Source organism: Salinicoccus sediminis (assembly GCF_000986795.1).
Taxonomy (GTDB): Bacteria; Bacillota; Bacilli; order Staphylococcales; family Salinicoccaceae; genus Salinicoccus; species Salinicoccus sediminis.
This window is the reverse complement of record NZ_LAYZ01000003.1, coordinates 1-21,324: the sequence shown is the minus strand read 5'-3', so window position 1 is coordinate 21,324 and position 21,324 is coordinate 1. Positions and strand designations below refer to the sequence as shown.

The following is a 21,324-nucleotide window of genomic DNA, read 5'->3' as shown; positions in this document are numbered from 1 at the left end:
GTTTTAGCCCGTTTCCTTCATTCACTGATGTACCTGCCGAGGTGTTTTGCCGTGGGCGAGCCGCTGATGCCGGGAAGTCCGCCCGGGAATCCGCTGTACATCACGCTGCCGCCGCGTGCGCCGGGTCCCGGGCCGACGTCGACAATCCAGTCCGCATGGGTCATCATTGTGAGATTGTGCTCGATCAGTATGACTGTATTGCCCTGTGAGATCAGCTGTTCGAAACATGCGAGCAGTCTCGGGATATCATCCTCATGAAGCCCGGTCGTAGGTTCATCGAAGATGAAAATCTGCCCTGTTGCCTCGCTGTCCATATATCTGCTGAGTTTAATGCGTTGGATCTCCCCGCCGGATAGCGTATCAAGTGACTGTCCCAGTGTCATATAATGAAGGCCTGTCGCTTCGAGGTGTCTGAGACGGGTGATGACGCCGGTGTTTTGTCTGAATACTGCCAGTGCCTCCTCGACGGTCAATGCCAGCACATCTGCGATGGAGTATCCTTTCACTTTCGCTTCAAGAACCTCCGGCCGGTAGCGTGTGCCGCCGCAGACTTCACAGACCTGGGAGAAATCGGGCATGAATGCAAGCTCGGTCCGGATGACGCCCTTGCCGCCGCATTCCGGGCATGCACCTTCCGAGTTATAGCTGAACATGCCTTTTTTCAGGCCGGTCTGACGGCTGAAGAAAGAGCGGATGTCGTCGAAAAGGTCCATGTATGTCAGCAGGTTGGAACGGCTTGAAGCGTGCACCGGCTTCTGATTGATGAATATGCTTTCTGATGAATTTCCGAGACCCGCAAAAAGCAGTGTGCTCTTTCCGGAACCGGCAACGCCGGTGATGACGGACAGTGCCTCTTTGGGTATATCCACGGATACATCCGTCAGATTGTTCCGCGTGATATTTTCAAGACGGATGAAACCATCCGGCTGCCGCGGAGCTTCCTTCAGCCGGTGCTTCCGTTTCAGCGCTTCGCCGGTCGGTGTTTCCGACTCTGTCAGTTCCTGATATGTGCCGCGGAAGATGATTTCTCCCCCGTGCCTGCCCGCACCGGGCCCGATATCGATGACATGATCTGCAATGCGTATGACGTCGGGATCGTGTTCGACAACGAGGACGGTATTTCCCTTATCCCGTATCGAACACATGATGCCGTTGATCTTCTCTATGTCCTCCGGATGCAGTCCGACGCTCGGTTCATCGATGATATAGACAAGGTCTGTAAGCGGGCTGTTCAGATGACGGATCAGTTTTATCCGCTGTGACTCGCCGCCCGAGAGTGTCGGTGTTTCCCTATCGAGCGTCAAATAGTTCAGACCGACATAGGAGAGGGCCCGGAGCTGTTCGAGCAGCGGCTTGATGATGAAGACCGCTTTTTCATCTTTCCGCGCTTCAAGGAAAGAAATGGCATCATCAATGGACAGGGCGGTAAATTCGGCAATGTCCAGTCCGGCTACTTTACAGCTCAGCACTTTGGGGTTGAGTCTTTTACCATCGCATGCGGGACATTTATGAGAGGTGACGACCCGATTCACATCTTCCAGGAACCGCTTCTTTTCGAAATTGTCATTCAGCAGGAACGAGCGCCTGAAACGGTGGATGAGCCCCTCGAATTTCGCAGTCCGCGGCCAGTTTTCAGGCGGGTCCTTCAGTTTCCTCGGTTTGGTGTAGAGGAAAGTATCCATCTCCTCTTCCGTATAGTCTCTGAGCTTCTTGTCGTTATCAAAGAGACCGCTGTATAAATAACGTTTCCCCCGCCAGCTGTCCGGTCTGAAAGACGGAAATCTGATGGCATCCTCATTCAGTGAACGGTCAAAATCCAGCAGCTCGCAGAGATCGATGTCCTCCACATAGCCGAGCCCCTGGCATTTTTCACACATACCGCCGGGGTTGTTGAATGAGAACACATTGGAATAGCCGACGAACGGTTCGCCGATGCGGGACCAGAGCAGCCTGACAGTGGAGTATATATCCGAAATGGTCCCCACCGTCGACCTGGAGTTTCCTCCCAGTCTTTTCTGGTTGATGATCATCGCCACCGGCAGATTTTCTATATGGTCGACATCCGGCTTTTCGAAGCGGGTCAGCTGATGCTGCATATAGCTGGAATACGTCTCGTTCAACAGGCGTTCTGATTCGGCTGCAAGCGTGCTGAATACAAGGGATGATTTCCCCGAGCCGGAACGGCCGGTGAATACTGTGAGCCGATGCTTTGGTATATCGACTGACACATTTTTCAGGTTGTTCTGATTGGCGCCGATTATGCGTATCTCTGACATGGCGTTTCACCTCTCTGATGTATTTCACATCCGGAAAAATCTATGCAGACTCTCCGCTGCCGTCATACGGATTTTCTTTGGGATGGATGTACCGGTACCGGTCCGTATCGCCGGCCCCGATTGTCCGCTCGGTGACTTCATATGCCTCAACGAAGTTCATCTCGGAAATCTCAATTGAGCCGTCATCGTTCACGGCCTCGATATAGGCGACATGCCCCAGCTCGCCCCGTTCGGTCTGGAGGATGGCCCCTTCAGACGGTTCTGCATTGACCGTATAGCCGTCTTCTTCGGCCTTCTTTGCCCAGTGTTCTGCGTCACTCCAGCCTTTTTCGATCATATTCCCGTCTGTTTTCACCCGTTCGAAAATATAGTGGGTGCACTGGCCTTCGTCATATCTGTTGTGCTCCATCGGGTCGGGCATTACGGCATATTCAATCTCTTTGACAAGTCCTTCTCCAGACCGGTCATTAAAGGCGATGAACCCTGTCACCGCCAGGATCAGTATGAGTGCTGTAAGAATTGTCCTTTTCATTCATTTTCCTGCCCTTATATTTTACTGGCTGACATTATACACAGGTAAAGACGATATTTTAACCTATCTGCTCATGCGCTGCTGGACCACTTTCACAATTTCCATCATGATGACGGAAGCGAGGGCGAGTCCTGTTGCATACAGCCATTCCACGATACCGAATTCCGGCGGGATATTGAAGATTCCCCTCACGAGAGGCAGTGTTGTCATACCATAGAGGGCAAATCCGAGGATCACCGCACCGATGACATATCTGTTCTGGAAAAATCCGGCGCCGAACGCCGTCTGTGTATTGGATCTTGCCGCAAATGTCTGGAGGGTCCTGGACAGGATCAGAGTCGTAAACGCCATTGCCACGCCGATTTCCACAGAGGCACCGAGTCCGATATGGAAGGAGATGATAACGGCGATACCGATCAGGATGCCGCGGGTGATGACGGCTTTCATCGTTCCGCCTGCGAAAATCCCCTCATCGACATCCCGCGGTTTGCGGTCCATTACATCCGGTTCGGATTTTTCCATGCCGAGTGCAATCGCCGGCAGTGAATCATTGACCAGGTTGATGAAAAGCAGCTGCAGCGCCGTGAATGGATTCGGCATGTTGAGCGTTACAGCATACAGTATGGCGATGATGGCGCCCAGGTTCCCCGCGAATAAATAGCCGATTGCCTTTTTGATGTTATCGAACACTGTCCGGCCGACGCCGACGGCATTGACGATGGAGACGAAGTTGTCGTCGGTCAGTATCATCGCTGATGAATCCTTGGCGACTTCGGTACCGCTGCCCATGGCAATGCCGATATCCGCCTGCTTCAGTGCCGGGGCGTCATTGACGCCGTCACCGGTCATGGCTGTAATGACATCCCTGCGCTGCCATGCACGGACGATGCGGATTTTATTCTCCGGTGATACACGGGCGTATACAGAGATGCTTTGCAGTTTGTCCTCAAGTTCCTCCTCTGTCATATCGTCGAGTTCCCTGCCTGTAACGGCGATATCACCTTGTTGCATCAGACCGATTTCACGGCCGATTGCCTGGGCGGTGATCTTATGGTCACCCGTTATCATGACGGTACGGATGCCGGCTTTCCTGGATTCTTCGATGGAGCCGTACACCGCTTCGCGCGGAGGGTCCATCATGGCGATGATACCGGTGAGCACTATGTCATATTCATCATCATGGGTGATTGCGGCATCTGTGGAGTCGAGTTTCCTGTAGCCGAACGCAAGTCCCCTCAGTGCCTGTTCTGAAAATGTTTCATACGCATCCTGGAATTTCTGGAGCATGTCATCGTCAATCGGGCGTTCCTCACCGTCCACGAGGACATATCCCGCACGTTCGAATACGACATCCGGTCCGCCCTTGACGAGCATCATCGGAGTGCCGTCAATCTCATGGACCGTGGACATGAGCTTACGGTCGGAGTCAAACGGCAGTTCCGCCTCTCTCGGGTATCTGTCCCGTATCTCTTCATAATCCCCGTTGCCGGCATTCGCAAAGTTGATCAGTGCGACCTCGGTCGGATCGCCGATCGGATTGCCGTCTTTGTTGATATATGAATCATTGCAGAGTACGCCGATATTGACGAGCATCCTTTCGGATGTACTCCAATTCTCAGGGTTATCCGGCAGACTGCCACTGGAGCCGTCCGGTATGAAGTGATCCGTCACTGTCATCTTATTCTGCGTCAGTGTTCCGGTCTTGTCCGTACAGATGATGCTCGTTGAACCCAGTGTTTCAACCGCCGGCAGCTTCCTGATGATGGCGTGCTGCTTTGCCATCTTGTTCGTTCCGACTGAGAGGACGATGGTCACGATGGACTGCAGCGCCTCCGGTATGGCGGCCACCGCAATGGCCACAGAGAACATCAGGGCGTTGAGCAATGCCGTCGTTGTATCGGCGTTACTGTCGCCAAACCAGATACGTGCGGCCTGTACGGCAAAAATCAATATACAGAGTATGAGTATGCCGATGCCGAGCTTTTTACTGAAGCTGTTCAGCTTAAGCTGCAGCGGTGTCTGTTTCTGTTCCGCGGTGGAGAGCATGTCGGCGATCTTGCCGATTTCGGTCTGTTCGGCAGTGCCGGTAACGACGAAGGTGCCGCGGCCGTATACGACCAGGGAACTCGAGAACAGCATGTTGTGCCTGTCTCCGAGCACAGCCTCTTCCCGGATAGTTTCTATGCCTTTTTCAACCGCTTCGGATTCACCGGTGAGCATGCCCTCGTTCACTTTGAGCGAGCCGCTCTCGATGACACGGCCATCGGCCGGCACATAGTCCCCCGCTTCGAGGAATACGATATCCCCCGGCACGAGCTCTTTTGCCGCCAGTGTCATCTTTGTGCCGTCCCGGAGGACATTCGCCTCCGGAGCAGACATGTCCTGCAATGCCTCGAGTGAGCTTTCCGCCTTTTTTGTCTGGACGACGCTGATGACGGCGTTGATGATCAGCACCAGGAAGATGATCGCGGATTCCGCAATTTCACCGAGTGCAATCTGGACACCTGCCGCGACGAGGAGCACGATGACCATCGCATCCTTGAAAGTCTCCAGGAAAAGTTGCAGCGTCGAAGCCTTCTCCTTTTCCTTGATTTCGTTATAGCCGTATTCTTCAAGACGGTCTGCAGCCTCCGGTTTCGACAGACCTTTTTCTGATGTATCCACATCATCGAAAACCGCGCCAATGCTTTTCTGGTAAATGGCCATTTAAGATCGCTTCCTCCTTTTGGGATATGGAAAGAGTAACAAAAAACGAGACTTTCACCCCGGGGGGCAAAGGTCTCGCTGAGCAATATCTGCTAATAAAACCGATGGATTCCTCCATGAACTGACGGCTTTATTTTGAAAAAGAACGCATCTTTTCCAACGCTACTCCCCTTTGACGGTCAGTCAAAGAATAATGTGATTAATTGGATTATAACACGTCCATCTCCAAATTGATAAAATAGCGCACTGTCATGCGCTATTCAATATACCGGTAGGACATCAGCTTTTTGAGCATCCTGATCTCCTCCTGCAGCTTTTCGCCGATATTGGTGTCGCGTACTTTCTTCCTTTCCAGCTCCTCATCGACAACACGCCTTACAGAGAGCACATCGGCACCGTCGAGCAGGACATTCTCCTTGGAGTTGAAATGCTGATGGGCGACAAGCTGCATGCCGAAGGAGTTATAGAGCAGTGTGTAGCCGGCTATTCCCGTAGTGGACTGGTAGGCTTTGGAGAAGCCGCCGTCGATGACGATCATCTTGCCGCTCGCCTTGATCGGATCCTCCCCGTCTATTTCCTTCACCGGCGTGTGGCCGTTGATGATCCTGCCCTGGTCCGGATCGAGTTCGAACTCCGCGAGCATCTTGCGGCACATGGCACTGTCTTCCCGCAGATGGTAGTATGGGTTCTTTTCCTCCTTATGGGATGCTTTGTCCTTGATGAAATAGCGTTCAAATGTGGTCATTGCGCGCTTGCCGAAAAGGGAGGAGTATTTCCCGGTCCAGAGGTACCAGACAAGGTCGGTCGCCAGGTCATCTGTCGTCTCTTTGTCCTGGAAAGACTTGCGGAGATAATCCTCGAACTGGTCCAGCAGCTCCCGGCCCCCGTATATCCTACCGTCGATCTCCATCTGTTCCATCTCACCGTTCTCATCCACAGGGATGCAGCCGTGGATGAGAAGGTTGCCGTTATACTTCAGGTACAGGCTTCCCTTTTTCATCAGGAAATTCATATGGCGCCTGAGCTTTTCGGACTGCTGTACGGAAAGCAGGAGCTTGTTGATGACCTCTTCCTCCTCCGGAAGCATCCTGGCCGGGTCTTCCCGGTCCACGGTGGCAAAGCAGGTGTTTTCAAGCGGATACGTCTTGTTGTAGACGGTGATCTCCTGCCTGTCGTAATCGACTTTCTCCAGTACAAGCCTTTCCTCCATGTCGAAGTACGGCCGGCGCTTGATGATCGGGCTTTCCAGCTTGAACTGGATCATGGCGATCGCCTGATGTATTTTTGTAATCTGTAGCTTCTCCACATCCGAAAGCTCCTGATCGGCGGTTTTCTTCGGGTGGAAGGCAGGGTTGTCACCATAGTATTTTTCCGCCAGGTTGACCAGCGGCCGCAGATTGATGCCGTATGCATCCTCGATGATATCCAGATTGTCATAGCGGGCGCATATTCTGAGGATGTTGGCCAGGCAGACTTTGGAACCCGCATATGCGCCGATCCAGAGCACGTCATGATTCCCCCATTGTATATCAAGGGAGTGGTAATCGATCAGAGTCTCCATGATCTTGTCCGGCTCCGGCCCTCTGTCATATATGTCGCCGACGACATGCAGGTGGTTGACGACAAGGCGCTGGATCGTGTAGGACATGCCGATGATCAGCTTGTCGGCCTGGCCGAGGCCGATGATCTGCTGGACGAGTTTTTCATAGTATGGTTTTTTATTGCTGAACTCGTCGCTCTTATAGAGCAGCTCCTCGATGATGAAGACGAACTGTTCCGGCAGCGCCTTGCGGAGTTTGGAGCGGGTGTATTTGGACGAGGCATACGCAATAAGTTCGATCATCTGATCGATCTTCGTGACATACCATGCATCCAGATCTTTTTTCGATTCGAACTGGTTTCTGATCAGCTGGAGCTTTTCTTCCGGGTAGTAGACCAGTGCCGCAAACTGGCTGATCTCTTCCTTGCTAAGCGTGTCTTTGAAAATATCAGTGATCTTCTGCCTGACATTCCCGGAGCCATTTCTCAAAACATGCTGGAATGCCTGGAACTCTCCGTGCAGGTCGCTGACGAAATGCTCAGTCCCCTTGGGCAGGTCGAGAATGGATTCCAAATTGATTATTTCCGTGGCCACTTTTTCTTCCTGGTCAAACTTTTCAGCTAATAAATCCAAATACTTTGTTTCCAAGACTGCATATCCTCCTCTGATTGACGGCCGGAGTGAATCCTCAGGCGGCCGAAGTTGATGTATCACTAACATTATACTAGATTTAGGCGGTCAAGCGCTTCCATAATAAGAATAACATCTATCCGCATATAAATTAACGGTGTGTTCAGTCAAAAAAGCACGGACCGGCGGGTCCGTGCTCTGGTGGCTATATACCTTTTGTTTCATCTTCTTTTTCTTCAATATAGGTTTCGATGTCTTCCTGGTGTTCTTCCGGTGTGCTTTCCATGTAGGCCTGCATGCGTTTCTTGTTCGGCGTGATGGAAAGACCAAGGTATTTTCTTTCAGTATTGGCATCTTTGTAAAATGCGACAACCATCAGAATGACCACGATACTGAAAGGCAGTGCGGAAATGATGGCAGCCGACTGAAGGGCATTGAGCCCAGTCTCCCCTCCGGCTAACAGAAGGATGTAGGCAATTGAAGAGAGCGAAATACCCCATACGATCTTGACAATGGCAGGCGGCGTGAGTGACCCGAATGTCGTCTGCATGCCGAGAACGAAAGTAGCGGAATCTGCAGATGTGATGAAGAATACTGAGACAAGTATGATGGCGACAATGGAAAGCAGTGATCCCACAGGCATTTCATTGAATATCGCAAAGAGCTGTGTTTCAGGAGCCATGTCGAAGATGCCCGGTGTATCCTGTCCGACTGTGATGCCGGTCATGCCGAACACGCTGAACCAGATGATGCTGACAATCGTCGGGACGAAAAGCACGGCACCGACGAATTCACGGATGGTGCGTCCGCGAGAGATCCTGGCGATGAAAATGCCGACAAACGGACTCCAGCTCATCCACCAGCCCCAGTAATATATGGTCCAGTCCTTGAGCCATGCGCTCTTCTGTTCATTCAGCGTTGCGACATCAAAGCTGTTTTCCAGGAATGTCTGCAGATAGAGGCCTGTGGATTGGGTCATCATGTTGAGGATGATCATTGTCGGACCGACTATCAGTACGGTCGCAAATAATATGCCGGCAAAGACCATGTTGGTGTTACTTAAATACTGGATGCCCTTGCTCAGACCGCTCCATGCACTGATCAGGAACAGACAGGTGACGACAGCGATGATGACGCCCTGTACGATGATGTTATTCGGCAGACCGAACAGGTAATTGAGGCCGCCATTGATCTGCAGCGCGCCAACGCCGAGTGATACGGCGACCCCGATGATGGTGGCGAATACTGCCAGGACATCAACAACGGTGCCCAGGACGCCATCGACCCGGTTCCCGAATATCGGACGGAGTGTCTTGGAAAGCAGTCCGCTTTCCCCTTTTCTGAACTGGGAGTATGCAAGCGCCAGTGCCACAACACCATACATCGCCCAGGCGTGGAAGCCGTAGTGCAGGAATGTGGAGCGCATAGATTCCAGAACAGCTGCATTCGTCTGTGGATCGGCGGAAGGCGGTGCTATGAAGTGCGATACCGGTTCTGATGCCCCGTAGAAGACGAGGCCGATACCCATACCTGCGCTGAACAGCATGGCAAACCAGGAAATCGTCCGGAATTCCGGCTTGTCATCCGGTTTTCCCAATTTCAGCTTGCCAATCGGGCTGAGCATCAGGAAAACGCAGAAGAATACCAGCAGTGTGGTGAGGATCATGTAGTACCAGCCAAAATATTCAGTGACCCATGCAGAGATAGAGCCGGAAATGTCACCGAATTGATTCGGGAATATGGCACCGAGAACTACCAGTATGCCGACTATCACTGCAGAGTATGTGAAGACGTTGGAAACGGTCCGTTTACGGTCTTTCGTATTTTTGTTCATCATTTTCTCCCCTTAATTGGATTGCATTAAAAGCTACTGGACTTTTATAAAGTAATTTACAAACATTAAGAGAATAACAATATTAGCGCTCCATTTCAAGTGCCCATTTCGGGAATGCCAGTAAAAAAGACCCATAGTTTAAACTATGGGCCTGTCAATCGTGTTCCGTTATCTTCTGTAATCATCATTTCCCGGGAAATTCCTGTCTTCGTCGTTGATGTTCCCTTCGGTATCCCGGTTCCTCGTTTCACGGTCCTGATTGTCCGTTTCATTGATATCCGCTTCTTCACGGCGCACATCCTCTGAAACATGTTCCGTATCTCTGACCTTATCTTTTTTAACCACGACTTCTTCGTTGACCACATTTTCCTTTTCTACATTGACGCGCTCTTCACTGACCGGAATGTGGACGGAATCATCACTGCCGGTATCATCAATGGATCCCGGTCTCGCATCATCTTCAACCGGCCGCCTTTCCACGGACACTTCCTCACGTTCAACAGGCACATCGAATTCCTGGTGGTCTGTTTCGACGTGTTTGCCTACATTCACTTCGCCCGTCTGCACATTTTCCTTATCCACATTCAAGTGTTCTTCGCGCAGCTGGAGCCTTTCCTCTTCGGAGAGATCTTCGCGTTCACTGTCGCCAATTTCGCGGTCCCTGATTTCATTTTCATCGTAATCATAACCTTCGTCAGTGCTGCCTGCGAGGCCTCCGCTGGTGTTCAGTGCCCTTTCATCGACACTGTAGTCGCCTTCCTTGTCGCCGAGCGGGTCATCCCTGTGTGTGTCCATCACGTTCTGTTCACGCTGGCCTTCTGCGGCTTCACCTTTGCCGACGGTCCGGTTGTCCCGGGTCGTATGCAGCTCCTCATCGTCTTCAAGAGCATCGTCTTCTGCATAGACCCCCGTGCCGCGTTCCGCATCCATATTTTCAGACTTCTCGTCTTCCGGGTAGATGCCGGTGCCGCGCTCCGGATAGACTCCCGTACCGCTTTCTGAGCTGTTTTTGACATGAAGCAGGATTTCTCCCCGGTCCAGGGCTTCCTTGTATTCACCTTCCTCGCGGGAATCCACATCCAGCTCCGTCATGACACGGTCTTCGGGATTTTCATCGGAGAACCAGGAGACGATCTTATCCCAGGCGTTCCCTTCCGACGTCCTGAAATTGACGCCTGTATATCCAACCGCACTGCCTGCAAGCTCCTCTCTGGATACGACTGTTATATCATCTTCGTTGACGCCTTCTGCTTTCAGCTGCTCAATTCTGCCGTTCAGCTCTTCTTCATTGGTAAACGTTTCGATATTACGCATGATCAATACCTCCGTCTATTTAAATTCTATATTGCTTCGTTCCATGTTGATTGTCTTAATGGATTACTCTTGCATGTATTAGGGATATACCCGCACATTTTCTTAATAAACTTTGCCTCCAAAGATGATAGAATGATATTTATTATTTACTATATAGGGATATTTTAAGGAGAAGATGAGCGGTGGCTGATAAACATCAAACCGATTTTACCAAAGGCGGGATCCTGAAACCTCTGATACTGTTCTCGGGTCCCATCATGCTGACGAATCTGCTGCAGACATCATTCCAGATCGTGGACAGTCTGTGGGTGGGGAACCTGCTGGGTGCAGGCGCGCTCGGATCGGTGGCGGTCGCCACCACCATACTGGTGACTGTGCTGTCGTTCATACTCGGGATGAACAATGCGGCACTGACGATCCTGTCACAGCAGTACGGCAGAAAGAATGAGGAGGGGTTGAAAAGCTATCTGAATGCTTTTGTGGTGCTCATGACCGCAATGGCCATAGTATTCGGTGTCTTCGGATTTATATTCTCGGAAAAGCTGCTCCTTTTGATCGGCACGCCGGAATCGATACTCGCGGAGGCAAGGATCTACCTGCAAATCAGCTTTTTGGGAATGTTTTTCCTGTTTGCATATAACTTTGTAAATACAGTTCTGCGCGCCATCGGCGACAGCAGGACCCCTATGAGGATCGTGCTGATAGCGGTCGTGATGAATGCACTGCTTGCCCCTCTGTTCATCGGTGTATTGGACCTTGGGATTGAGGGGGCGGCATTTTCCACGGTGGCAGCCCAGGGCATCGCATTCCTGTATTCCATATACTATTCGGTGAAGAACCGGCTGATTCCGTTTACGCCGCCATCATTGCCGAAGCGGTCGGAAGTATCGCTGATATTGAACCTCGGCATACCTGCCGGGCTGCAGATGGCAGTGATACATGCGGGGGTCGCTGCCATCCTCAGTGTCGTCACCCAGTTTGGGGGATATACCGTTGCTGGTTTCAGCGCGGCCCAGAGACTCGACAGCCTGATCATGCTGCCCGCCATGGCGCTCGGCACCGCAGTGAACAGCATGGCCGGTCAGAATATCGGCATCAATGACTGGAACCGTGTCAGGAAAATCGCAAAGCTTGCGGCAGTATATAATTTCGCAATCATGGTCGCTGTGGCAGTGGCTGTCATCATTTTTGCAGAGGCGGGTGTCAGGCTGTTCATCCAGGACGATGCATCCGTCGCCTTCGGGACCGAATACCTGCGCATAGTCGCACTCTGCTATCCGTTCCTGGGACTGAATTTCGTCCTGAACGGTATTGTGAGGGCGGCGGGGGCCATGTATCAGGTGCTGGTGCTGAACATCATCTCATTCTGGGTACTCCGCTATCCGCTCACCGATCTGTTCTCTTCGATCTTCGGCCAGACAGGCATAGGTCTCGGGATGGGTGTGAGCTTCATCATCAGCAGTCTGTTCGCCTTCATGTATTACAAATTTGGCAAGTGGGACAGGAAGCAATTATTCAAAAAAGAAATACAGACATGACAAAATCCCCGGAATCCGGGGATTTCATTGTATATCAGCTGATGATGGCGTTGTTCACCACGGTGTCCTCTCTGGCACCAAGTACCAGGAGGAATATTTCCGGAGCGTCAGCATGCTCATTGTCATCAAGGAGCTTCAGGAACACTTCGAAATGCGGCATCGCCTTCAGTTTGCCGACTTCCACAATCAGCAGTTCAAGGACGGAGGCTTTGATGAATTTCGGTTCCGGTTCGACGGATTCTCCGGTTATCAGATCCGCCAGGTATCTGTATTTCACCTGAAGCTGTCTGGCAAAGCTTGTTACATGCTGGATTCGGGCGTAAAGCTCGGGGTATTCGTGACCTATATAGTCCAGTTCCTGCTGCATTCCGCGTACTGTTTTCTGGCTGGCATACATGAAAACCACTCCTCTCGTTTACTTATCCCATGGTTTGTCGACACTGATTTTTTGTGTGAGCTCCTTGCTGTGTACGCGCCTTTCCCTTCGCATCGCCGCCCTTTGTGTGCCGGACTGGTAAAGGTATTTCTCTTCGTCGGTCTCCGGTGCAACACCGGGCACTTGTATCGGCTGCTTGGAGTCATCCAGCGCCACAAATGTCAGGAAAGCTGTTGCGGCGACCTTCCTGTTCTCGGTAATCATATCTTCGGTGACCACTTTGCAGAAAACTTCCATGCTCTTATTCCCTGTCGAAGAGACGAAGGCCTCTATGCATACCGATTCCGACTGGGTAATCGGATGGAGGAAATCGATGGAATCGATTGAAGCGGTCACGCATTCACGGACTCTCGCATGGCGCCTGGCCGCAAGGGAGGCGACATTGTCGATACGCTTCATCAGTACACCGCCGAAAAGCGTATTATAGTTATTCAGGTCGTTTGCAAACACCTGGTCGATACTGGTTACTCTGCTGTCTCTGGGGTTTTTTGTTTCTGCCACTTTGCTCTACCTTTCTTTCGTCTGATAAAGCCAGTATGGGGGATGCAGCGGATTAAGAAAAATAGCGGTATTTCATGGGAAGTATGCATAAAAACTATGAAAGCGGCGCCAATCCATCAGGTATAGTGATGCTGAAAAAATCTGAGCCACTCCTTGGTGATGAAATTTATATATTTATCTCTGTTCCAGATGAGACCGAGACGCCAATTCAGCGGAGGATCGTCAATCTCCACTGTGACAGAGGAGCTTTTGAGGAGCCCCGCGACACTTTGAGGCATGATGCATATGCCCAGCTCCCGGTCGATCATTTCCTCGATGAAATTCCATTGGGAAGTCTTCGATATTATGTCAGGTACGAAGCCGGCATTTTTACATGCGGAGGTGATGATCTCATTCAGATAGAAGTCCTCGCTGAACATGATGAAACTCTCATGTTTCAACTCTCTCAAATGTACAGACTGTCTTGGGGCCAGCGTATGGTTCTCATGTACTACAAGGCATAGTGATTCACTGATGAAATTGAAATTGTCAAAGTGGTCACTTTCTGTCGGCAGGACGGTTATGCCGACATCGATTTCATTTTGGATCAGGCGGGACTCGATTGTCCGGCTGCCGCTTTCTATGAGCTGGAAAGTGATTTTCGGATACAGGTCGTGAAAATCTCTGATGATTGCCATCAGTTTGCCTGCATCCATGATGGGGGGCAGGCCGATTTTTATATGACCCTGCCGCATCCCCACCATATTTTTAAGGTCGTTTGGCAACTCTGCATGGAGCCGGAGGATCTCCTCGCACTGGTCGAAGAAGATTCTGCCGGCATCAGTCAGGGCGATTTTCTTTTTGTTGCGGTCGAACAAAGACATGCCGAGTTCTGTTTCAATGTCCTGTATCGCTTTGCTGATCGTCGGCTGGGATATGTAGAGCCGTTGTGAAGCTTCGGTCATGCTGCCGTATTTTACAATAGCCACGAAATACCGCATATGTTTGATATCGATGGCAATCACTTCCTTTCAGGCCGGTGTCAGTACCATTATAGACTGAAGCACCGATTTTTGATAAAAAACAGCAGAGCCACCGGCTGGATGGCTCTGCTGTTTGAGTTACAATGCATCTTCAATGGCAGTGTCCCCACCGATCAGGTAGTAGGTCTGGCCGGACAGGTTGTTCCTGTCGACAATCTGCTCAAGGACTTCGGCTACGTCCTGTCGCGGCACTCTGCCGTCAGTCGACTCGGATGACGCATTGGCATGCTCATCTATCCGGACTTTACCGGTCTCAGCATCATCTGTCAGACGGCCAGGCCGTAATATTGCAAAGTTCAGGTCGGTGCCCTTCAAGTATTCATCCGCCCTGTGTTTGGCGTAATAATAGTGCTTCATATTGTCTGAAGTGTTTTTCGGACCATCTGACGGCAGGCCGCTCAGCATGACAAAGTTTTTGATACCTTTCGCGACCGTATTATCGATGGTCTCGATTGCACCTTCCTGATCGATGACGATCGTTTTATCCGGTCCTGTGTGCGGCCCGGATCCGGCCGCAAAGACAACGGTATCCACATTGTCAAATGCGTGCGAGAAATCCTTCTCAAGATCTGCGAGCACTGTTTCGATACCTTCATCCTCAAATTGGGAAACCTGCTCCTCTTTCCTCACCATAGCCACAGGATCATGGCCTTTTTCTTTGAGCTTGGCAGTCAGGTGGCTGGCCACCTGGCCGTTTGCTCCGACTACGAGCACTCTTGACATAATGCATACCTCCTCAGTACTTTATAAGGAATATGCTATCACGGGACCCGGGAATGGCAAAGGAAGTTGTTTACAGGGTCAACCTGTTGAAAAGTTTCCCGGGAAATATCCCGGTATTATTCATCCATGTCTGCCACGACCGTCTGCTGATAGTCGATCAGGATGATGGACCGGACACCCGTTTCCTCCGGTCCATCGCCCTTCTCTACCGGACTTACGTAATGACTGACTTTGGAATCGTAGACCCCGTATGATTCAAGAGGTTTTTCCAGTTCGAAGATTTCATGGATATCCCCTTTTGGTACATCTTCAGGCCGGCTGCCCCTGACAGCCGGGATGCCGATTGCATTTGTACCGCCTTTTACGTTCCCGCGCTTTACGAGGTGGGCGAAAGTGAATGGCTCTCCGTCCTGGTGGAGGCAGTCGGGTGATGATACGGCTTTCTCACCATCCTGCCTGACCAGAAGCTTTACAAAATGGACACCGACATGGATCGGCATGATCTTCTCTTCCTCTTGCCAGAACGTTTCGTGGTAGTCGGCCATGATGATTTCCCGGAGCAGTTTATTATTGCGGATATTTTCATCGATTGAATGGAACTCCCTGTAGGAGCCGCTGTGCTCGGGGTTGAATTTGCCCTGGAAATAGGCGGCATACTCAGTGCCGTCCCTTTTTACGGTCGGCAGCCACTCGATGCCGCCCGATGATGGCAGGACAAGCGCCCTTGAATATCGTCTGTATCTATTTAAGCCCGGGGCATAGTCATCCTCCGGCAGATTTTCGAAATAATTGAGTATCTCATTATAGTCTTCCTCTATACCATCGTAATGCAGACTGTGCATCATATCATATTTTTCATAACCATTTTCTTTCAAATTACCCATTAAAAATCCCTCACCTTTTGTAGTATAAGAATTATTATTGAAGCCATTCCCCATTTTATCACAGACGCTGGATATTGCTGTACAAGGGCCGGCATTAGAAGTATTTTATAGACAAATGAAATTATAGGAGAGATTATCATGGTGAATTTTCATTACCGGGAGAATTTTTTTGATTCCTCCACAAAGGCGATAGACGTCTATGATGAAGGGGATAATCCAAAGTATGCTCTCAGCCTGTACTATACTTCCGAAAGGCAGAAGACATTCGCCTATCTGGGCCGGCAGAAACATAATTTTAAAATCGAAGGCGGAGATGCCGGATACGCCACAAAACAGGAGAAGTCATTCGAAGGAAAGTTCAAGACGCCCTTCAGAACCGTCTGGGGTGTAATGAAGGACGGCGAGGTAATCGGTGAATTTACGACTAAGATGGCATTCCGTCCGAAAATGACATTCGAAAGTAATGAGGGGAACCGTCTTTTTTTCCAGTCCGGTTTCTTTTCGCGTTCAGTTACCGTCACAGACCGTGACGGGCGTGAAATAATGACGACGAAGTCCGAGTTTTTCAAACTCGCATCCAGACATGATCTGGAGATACTGGACGACACATACGATTCCGCCCTGCTGATTCTGCTCTTCCAGGTGTTTTATGAATATCAGGAGCACATGAGAAAGAAATCGAATTGATGCGGCGCAAAAACTTCACCTATTATTCAAATTGAACCCATGGTGAAACAACTGCATTTACTCTATCATTATAAGTGCATAGGAAAATATGAAAACAGGAGGATATGAAATGATCAAAGCTGTAAACACCATACGTCTTAAAAAAGGGACGGGGGATGAAGTAGCCGAAAAGTTCAATCAGGCAAAATCAGTCCACACGTTCGACGGCTTCGTGCTGATGGAGGTGCTCATCAAGGAAAACACCGAGGAATTCGATGAAATCCAGGTCTGTACAACGTGGGAAGACCACGCCTCATTTGAAGCATGGCGGGAAAGCAGGGCCACAAGGAAAGCGCATGAAGCCCAAAATAACCCAAAAGACGACAAAGCGGAAAGCCCGATCCTTGGTGCAGAGCTGACCACATATGAAGTTCACGTGCAGCATCACCCGGCAAAATGACTATAAGACACCATTCCATGTTGGAGTGGTGTCTTAATATATTGTAATATTTAGGGATAGTATATTTAAGTTTCCAGGAGGACAGATTTATGACAGCAGCACTTATCCACGGCATCATTCTGGCATTCGGGCTGATTCTCCCGCTGGGTGCCCAAAATGTCTTCGTCTTCAATCAGGGCGCATCACAGCCGAAATTCAGGGGCGCAGTCCCCGTCATCATCACCGCTTCTCTGTGCGACGCTCTGCTCATACTGCTCGCTGTTTTGGGTGTTTCGGTCATTGTGCTCACTGTGCCGGTGCTCCAGATGGTCATCTTCTCTGTCGGCATCATCTTTCTGCTTTATATGGGCTGGTCGATATGGAACAGCGACCCTGCCGGCCTGGATAAAGAAGAAGCGGCGCTCTCGACCAGAAAACAGATACTGTTCGCCATGTCCGTCTCCCTGCTCAACCCCCATGCGATTCTGGATACTATCGGAGTGATCGGTACGAGTTCACTGAGTTACGCAGGCGGTGAAAGGATCCTCTTTACCGCTTCCTGTATCGCCGTTTCCTGCCTTTGGTTCATCGGGCTTGCAGTCGCGGGAAGGACAGTCGGCAATTTCGACACTGAAGGGAAGCTGCTTGGTCGAATAAACAAAATATCAGCAGTCATCATATGGGGCGTGGCAATTTATCTGGGCATACAGCTTTACAGAGGCTGAAATATGTTCAATAAGTTCAAAGATCTGCGTGCCTGTTTACTGGTACAATACATATAAAGGTCATAACAGGAAAGAAGGAAGCGGGATGTCGGCGAGAAGAGCCTTAGGGATATTGGGATTACTCATGCTTTTCATGACAGCGTGCGGCAATGAAAGTGCAGCGGACGGATCCGGATCGGAAGAGACCGTTGAAGGGACCATCACCATCTCTGCAGCGGCAAGCCTGACGGATGCGATGAATGAGATTGCTGAAAAGTTCATGGAAGAATACCCGGAAGTGCAGGTGGACTATAATTTCGGCGGTTCTGGCGCCCTGAGCCAGCAGATCATCCAGGGCGCGCCGGCCGACCTGTTCTTATCGGCGTCCGGGGAACATTTCCAGACGGTGATGGATGAGGGCTGCATAGATGCGGAAAACTCAACGGAGTTGCTTAGAAATGAGCTGGTACTGATTGCCCCTGATGGCAACGATTCAGTGACATCATTTGAAGGACTCCGTGAAGCGGAGCAGATAGCCATGGGCACCCCTGAATCCGTGCCGGCGGGCGCATACGGGGCCGAGGCCCTTGAATCCATGGGAATGATGGAAGATCTGGAAGGGGTTTTCGTTTATGCTGAAGATGTCCGGGCGGTGCTGACCTATGTGGAAACAGGCAATGTGGACGCCGGCCTCGTATACAGGACAGATGCTGAAACGAGTGATAAAGTGGAAATCATAGAGACAGCACCGGCGGATACCCATGATCCGATCGTTTATCCGGCAGGCATGATCAACGAGTCGCAAAACCCGCAAGCTGCCGAAAAGTTTTATGATTACCTTCAATCTGAAGAGGCATTAGAGGTATTTAAAGATTATGGTTTTGTTATTGAGTAACTTAACAACCGAACAATTCACAACGCCGGTATTGTTATCACTCCAGGTGGCGATAATTGCCCTCCTGATCGTATTTGTCCTTGCCACTGCAGCCGCACGATTCATGGCAAGGACGGAATTCAGGGGCAAGGTCATAATCGAGACACTGTTGATGCTGCCTCTGGTGCTGCCGCCGACAGTCGTGGGTTTTCTGCTCATAATGATATTCGGAAACAACGGCTTCATCGGTGATCTATATGAGACTCTCTTCGGCGGCACCATCATGTTCACATGGTATGCAGCCGTCATCGCCAGTACAGTCGTCGCATTCCCGCTGATGTACCAGTCGGCAAAAGCGGGTTTTTTGAACGTGGATGCGGATATCGAGAACGCAGCAAAAGTCGACGGGGCAAACAGTCTGCAGACATTCATAAAAGTAACCCTCCCTCTGTCCACAACCGCACTGGTAACAGGAGCGTTATTAAGCTTTGCCCGTGCAATCGGTGAATTCGGTGCCACACTCATGGTGGCGGGCAATATTCCCGGCCGTACACAGACGATGCCGACAGCGATATACACAGCGTTACAATCCGGAAATATGACCCTCGCCTGGGCATGGGTCATCACAATCATTGTGATCTCCTTTTTGATGCTGATGTTCATAAGAGTAAAAGCTAATTCATGAAAATAACGGCCTCCTGTAAGTTCAGGAGGCCGTTATTTATCCGTGAGTGAAAAATATCAGAAAGGGTATTCTTCCCTGTCGTGTAACTCAAGGAGTGAAACCTGAAATATAATAGTAGTGATAAATGCCAGAGCAACTAAAGGGATATGAATCTGCCATGGAACATTAAAAAATAGTGGAATGAAGAATACGAATGTCATTATAAAAGTTGTTGAAACGCTTCTCTTTCTATAACGCGGCGAAACAAATTGATCTGCCCCGCAATATGGACAGGGCATTGCCGGAGAAAAAGAGGCCGATTTTTTTGCTTTGTCTTTAAAAGTCCATTCAGTCTCACAATTTGTACATGTAGCCATGATTACCTACTCCTGATGAAATGTCTTAAGAATCCTGTTTCTTTTCTTTCTGCCTTTTATGTTTATCCAGGACAATTGCAGCGATGAATAACAATATGATCGTTCCTATCCATGCGGCTGTGGAAAAGCTGTCCGGTATGGCCGGTATAAAATTGACTGCCAGAGGCAGAAATCCTGCTGCGAGCATCAGGATGATTACTATGGTTACTTTCATTTAATTGTTCTCCCGAAAAGTCGATTTACATTAATTGTCTCATAGTATTGTTTAATATTCCAAGTTTGTTTGGATAACTGTTCCAGAGTCCATGTAACAATGATATGCTTAATAAAATTTCCTCATGAGGAGTGGCTGCATGAAAATTATACTTATCTTCGGTCCACAGGCAGTTGGCAAGATGACTATAGGAGAAAAGGTCGGTGAATCACTTGGTCTGCCTCTATTTCATAATCATGTAACACTGGATGCTATATGGCCGTATATCGGCTGGAATGAGCGCACATTCGAATTATCAGATCAACTGCGGATGGATATTTTTGATCATATTTCTAAAGATGGGGATCACCCGGGTATTGTTTTTACTTTTGTGTGGGGATTTGACTTGAAAGATGATTGGAAATACATAGACAAACTGAAATCGTTATTTTCCGATAAACATCATAAATTATATTTTGTCGAGCTTGAAGCGAGCCTAGAGGAAAGATTGAAAAGGAATGGATCAAGTTACCGTTTGGAAAAGAAACCGTCGAAACGAGATATAGATCTCTCTAAGAAAGAACTTTTACATTCTGTGGAAAATCACCGCTTAAATTCCTTACCAGGAGAAATCGAGGAACAAAATTATTTAAGGCTTGATGTAACTGAAATAGATGCTCAAAAAGCGTCTGAGAAAATAATTGAATGGATAAATTAAACAGTGACATTCCAAGGGAATGCCACTGTTATTCTTTATTTCAATTCAACATTGTAATGTTCGAGAATGTACCGTGGAACGAAGAACCGTGCGGTTTTCTTCGGATCGACGACCTGGTTGATCTGTGTCTGGCCGGCGAGGCTCATGAGCATGGTCATTTCTGACAGTGGTAGATTGGTGTGGGGCTGCAGCAAATCTGTCATCTTATGGACCGACTGGTCGACGGCGAGGTTGAGGTCTTTGTCTGACACCATCATGTAGACGCCGTCTTCGTCTGTGATGACAGGATGATAGGTTCTGAGTGTTTCTGCTTTTTCGAGCTTTACTGTAACATCCGCTTCGACTTCAAGCCCTGATACGCTGATTTCCCCGTCTCCCATGGCTGCATGCACGTCTCCGAGCCCGAAGAGTGCGCCTTCGTGATACACGGGAAGGTAGAGTACTGCACCCTCTGTCACTTTTACCGAATCCATATTCCCGCCATGCGTATCGGGTGTGCCGTTGTTGACGGCGGCGTTGGGCGGTGCGACTCCGATGACGCCGATCATTTTATTGACCGGTAACCGAAGGCCGTCAAAATCCACTGTACCTTTCTCATTATCCACATCGAATTTCCGTACGTTCATGTCCTTGAGCCTGTTTCCCATGACACCCATCCCGGGTCCTGTGACCATGACGCCGGTATTTGCGATATCGATTTTTTCTATCGTGACTTTCAGCACGTCACCGGGCTTTACATCATTGATATAGATG

General features: G+C 49.9%; 21 protein-coding genes. 7 read left to right on the top strand and 14 right to left on the bottom strand.

The window, feature by feature from the left end; all coding sequences use genetic code 11:
- Positions 1-17: 17 nt before the first annotated feature.
- The 6 genes from WN59_RS06275 to WN59_RS13300 form a co-directional block, all read right to left on the bottom strand.
- On the bottom strand, positions 18-2,276 hold the full coding sequence (locus WN59_RS06275) for an ATP-binding cassette domain-containing protein (protein ID WP_046514484.1): 2,259 nt from the start codon (positions 2,274-2,276) through the stop codon (positions 18-20).
- Between the two features lie 40 nt (positions 2,277-2,316).
- Complete coding sequence (locus tag WN59_RS06270) at positions 2,317-2,808, bottom strand: CHAP domain-containing protein (RefSeq protein WP_046514480.1); 492 nt, start codon at positions 2,806-2,808, stop codon at positions 2,317-2,319.
- A 63-nt stretch (positions 2,809-2,871) separates the two neighbouring features.
- Complete coding sequence (locus WN59_RS06265; protein ID WP_046514477.1) at positions 2,872-5,514, bottom strand: cation-translocating P-type ATPase; 2,643 nt, start codon at positions 5,512-5,514, stop codon at positions 2,872-2,874.
- A 256-nt stretch (positions 5,515-5,770) separates the two neighbouring features.
- Complete coding sequence (locus tag WN59_RS06260; RefSeq protein ID WP_156172401.1) at positions 5,771-7,702, bottom strand: fructose-1,6-bisphosphatase; 1,932 nt, start codon at positions 7,700-7,702, stop codon at positions 5,771-5,773.
- Between the two features lie 187 nt (positions 7,703-7,889).
- Positions 7,890-9,521, bottom strand: coding sequence for a BCCT family transporter (locus WN59_RS06255; RefSeq protein WP_046514474.1), 1,632 nt, complete (start codon positions 9,519-9,521; stop codon positions 7,890-7,892).
- Positions 9,522-9,686: 165 nt separating this feature from the next.
- Positions 9,687-10,832, bottom strand: coding sequence for a DUF2382 domain-containing protein (locus WN59_RS13300; protein ID WP_052747311.1), 1,146 nt, complete (start codon positions 10,830-10,832; stop codon positions 9,687-9,689).
- 182 nt (positions 10,833-11,014) lie between these two features.
- On the opposite strand from WN59_RS13300, the gene WN59_RS06245 reads away from it, so the two are divergent.
- Entirely contained in the window at positions 11,015-12,370 is a 1,356-nt protein-coding gene (locus WN59_RS06245; RefSeq protein WP_046514471.1) for an MATE family efflux transporter, read from the top strand.
- 34 nt (positions 12,371-12,404) lie between these two features.
- Here WN59_RS06245 and WN59_RS06240 read toward each other — a convergent pair whose 3' ends face one another.
- From WN59_RS06240 to WN59_RS06220, 5 genes are all read right to left on the bottom strand, one after another.
- Positions 12,405-12,767: a hypothetical protein gene (locus tag WN59_RS06240; RefSeq protein WP_046514468.1), complete on the bottom strand. Its 363-nt coding sequence runs from the start codon at positions 12,765-12,767 to the stop codon at positions 12,405-12,407.
- Between the two features lie 18 nt (positions 12,768-12,785).
- On the bottom strand, positions 12,786-13,307 hold the full coding sequence (locus tag WN59_RS06235) for an acyl-CoA thioesterase (RefSeq protein WP_046514464.1): 522 nt from the start codon (positions 13,305-13,307) through the stop codon (positions 12,786-12,788).
- A gap of 116 nt (positions 13,308-13,423) precedes the next feature.
- Positions 13,424-14,287, bottom strand: coding sequence for a LysR family transcriptional regulator (locus WN59_RS06230; protein WP_269430684.1), 864 nt, complete (start codon positions 14,285-14,287; stop codon positions 13,424-13,426).
- A 120-nt stretch (positions 14,288-14,407) separates the two neighbouring features.
- Complete coding sequence (locus WN59_RS06225) at positions 14,408-15,052, bottom strand: SDR family oxidoreductase (RefSeq protein WP_046514461.1); 645 nt, start codon at positions 15,050-15,052, stop codon at positions 14,408-14,410.
- A 116-nt stretch (positions 15,053-15,168) separates the two neighbouring features.
- Entirely contained in the window at positions 15,169-15,936 is a 768-nt protein-coding gene (locus WN59_RS06220; RefSeq protein WP_046514458.1) for a 2OG-Fe dioxygenase family protein, read from the bottom strand.
- A gap of 138 nt (positions 15,937-16,074) precedes the next feature.
- On the opposite strand from WN59_RS06220, the gene WN59_RS06215 reads away from it, so the two are divergent.
- The 5 genes from WN59_RS06215 to modB all read left to right on the top strand — a co-directional run bounded on the left by WN59_RS06215 (position 16,075) and on the right by modB (position 19,304).
- Positions 16,075-16,623, top strand: a complete 549-nt coding sequence (locus WN59_RS06215) for a tubby C-terminal domain-like protein (protein ID WP_046514455.1) — start codon at positions 16,075-16,077, stop codon at positions 16,621-16,623.
- 109 nt (positions 16,624-16,732) lie between these two features.
- Positions 16,733-17,062, top strand: a complete 330-nt coding sequence (locus WN59_RS06210; RefSeq protein WP_046514452.1) for an antibiotic biosynthesis monooxygenase — start codon at positions 16,733-16,735, stop codon at positions 17,060-17,062.
- Positions 17,063-17,151: 89 nt separating this feature from the next.
- The gene (locus WN59_RS06205; RefSeq protein WP_046514448.1) at positions 17,152-17,766 is read left to right on the top strand and encodes a LysE/ArgO family amino acid transporter; all 615 of its coding nucleotides are present in this window, start codon (positions 17,152-17,154) and stop codon (positions 17,764-17,766) included.
- An 85-nt stretch (positions 17,767-17,851) separates the two neighbouring features.
- Complete coding sequence (modA, locus tag WN59_RS06200; RefSeq protein ID WP_046514445.1) at positions 17,852-18,640, top strand: molybdate ABC transporter substrate-binding protein; 789 nt, start codon at positions 17,852-17,854, stop codon at positions 18,638-18,640.
- Positions 18,621-19,304 carry a molybdate ABC transporter permease subunit gene (modB, locus tag WN59_RS06195; RefSeq protein WP_046514441.1) on the top strand — a complete coding sequence of 228 codons (684 nt, stop codon included), beginning with the start codon at positions 18,621-18,623 and terminating at the stop codon, positions 19,302-19,304. Before modA ends, modB begins: the two co-directional genes overlap by 20 nt.
- Positions 19,305-19,360: 56 nt before the next feature.
- Here modB and WN59_RS06190 read toward each other — a convergent pair whose 3' ends face one another.
- Together WN59_RS06190 and WN59_RS06185 are read right to left on the bottom strand one after the other, a co-directional pair.
- Complete coding sequence (locus WN59_RS06190; protein ID WP_046514437.1) at positions 19,361-19,660, bottom strand: TIGR04104 family putative zinc finger protein; 300 nt, start codon at positions 19,658-19,660, stop codon at positions 19,361-19,363.
- A 25-nt stretch (positions 19,661-19,685) separates the two neighbouring features.
- Positions 19,686-19,874: a hypothetical protein gene (locus WN59_RS06185; protein WP_046514434.1), complete on the bottom strand. Its 189-nt coding sequence runs from the start codon at positions 19,872-19,874 to the stop codon at positions 19,686-19,688.
- A 139-nt stretch (positions 19,875-20,013) separates the two neighbouring features.
- Between WN59_RS06185 and WN59_RS06180 the strand changes: the two genes are divergently transcribed.
- On the top strand, positions 20,014-20,571 hold the full coding sequence (locus tag WN59_RS06180; RefSeq protein WP_046514430.1) for a DEAD/DEAH box helicase family protein: 558 nt from the start codon (positions 20,014-20,016) through the stop codon (positions 20,569-20,571).
- Between the two features lie 35 nt (positions 20,572-20,606).
- On the opposite strand, the gene WN59_RS06175 is transcribed toward WN59_RS06180, so the two are convergent.
- Positions 20,607-21,324, bottom strand: a 718-nt coding sequence (locus tag WN59_RS06175; RefSeq protein WP_046514426.1) for an acetamidase/formamidase family protein, incomplete at its 5' end; no start/stop codon positions are given.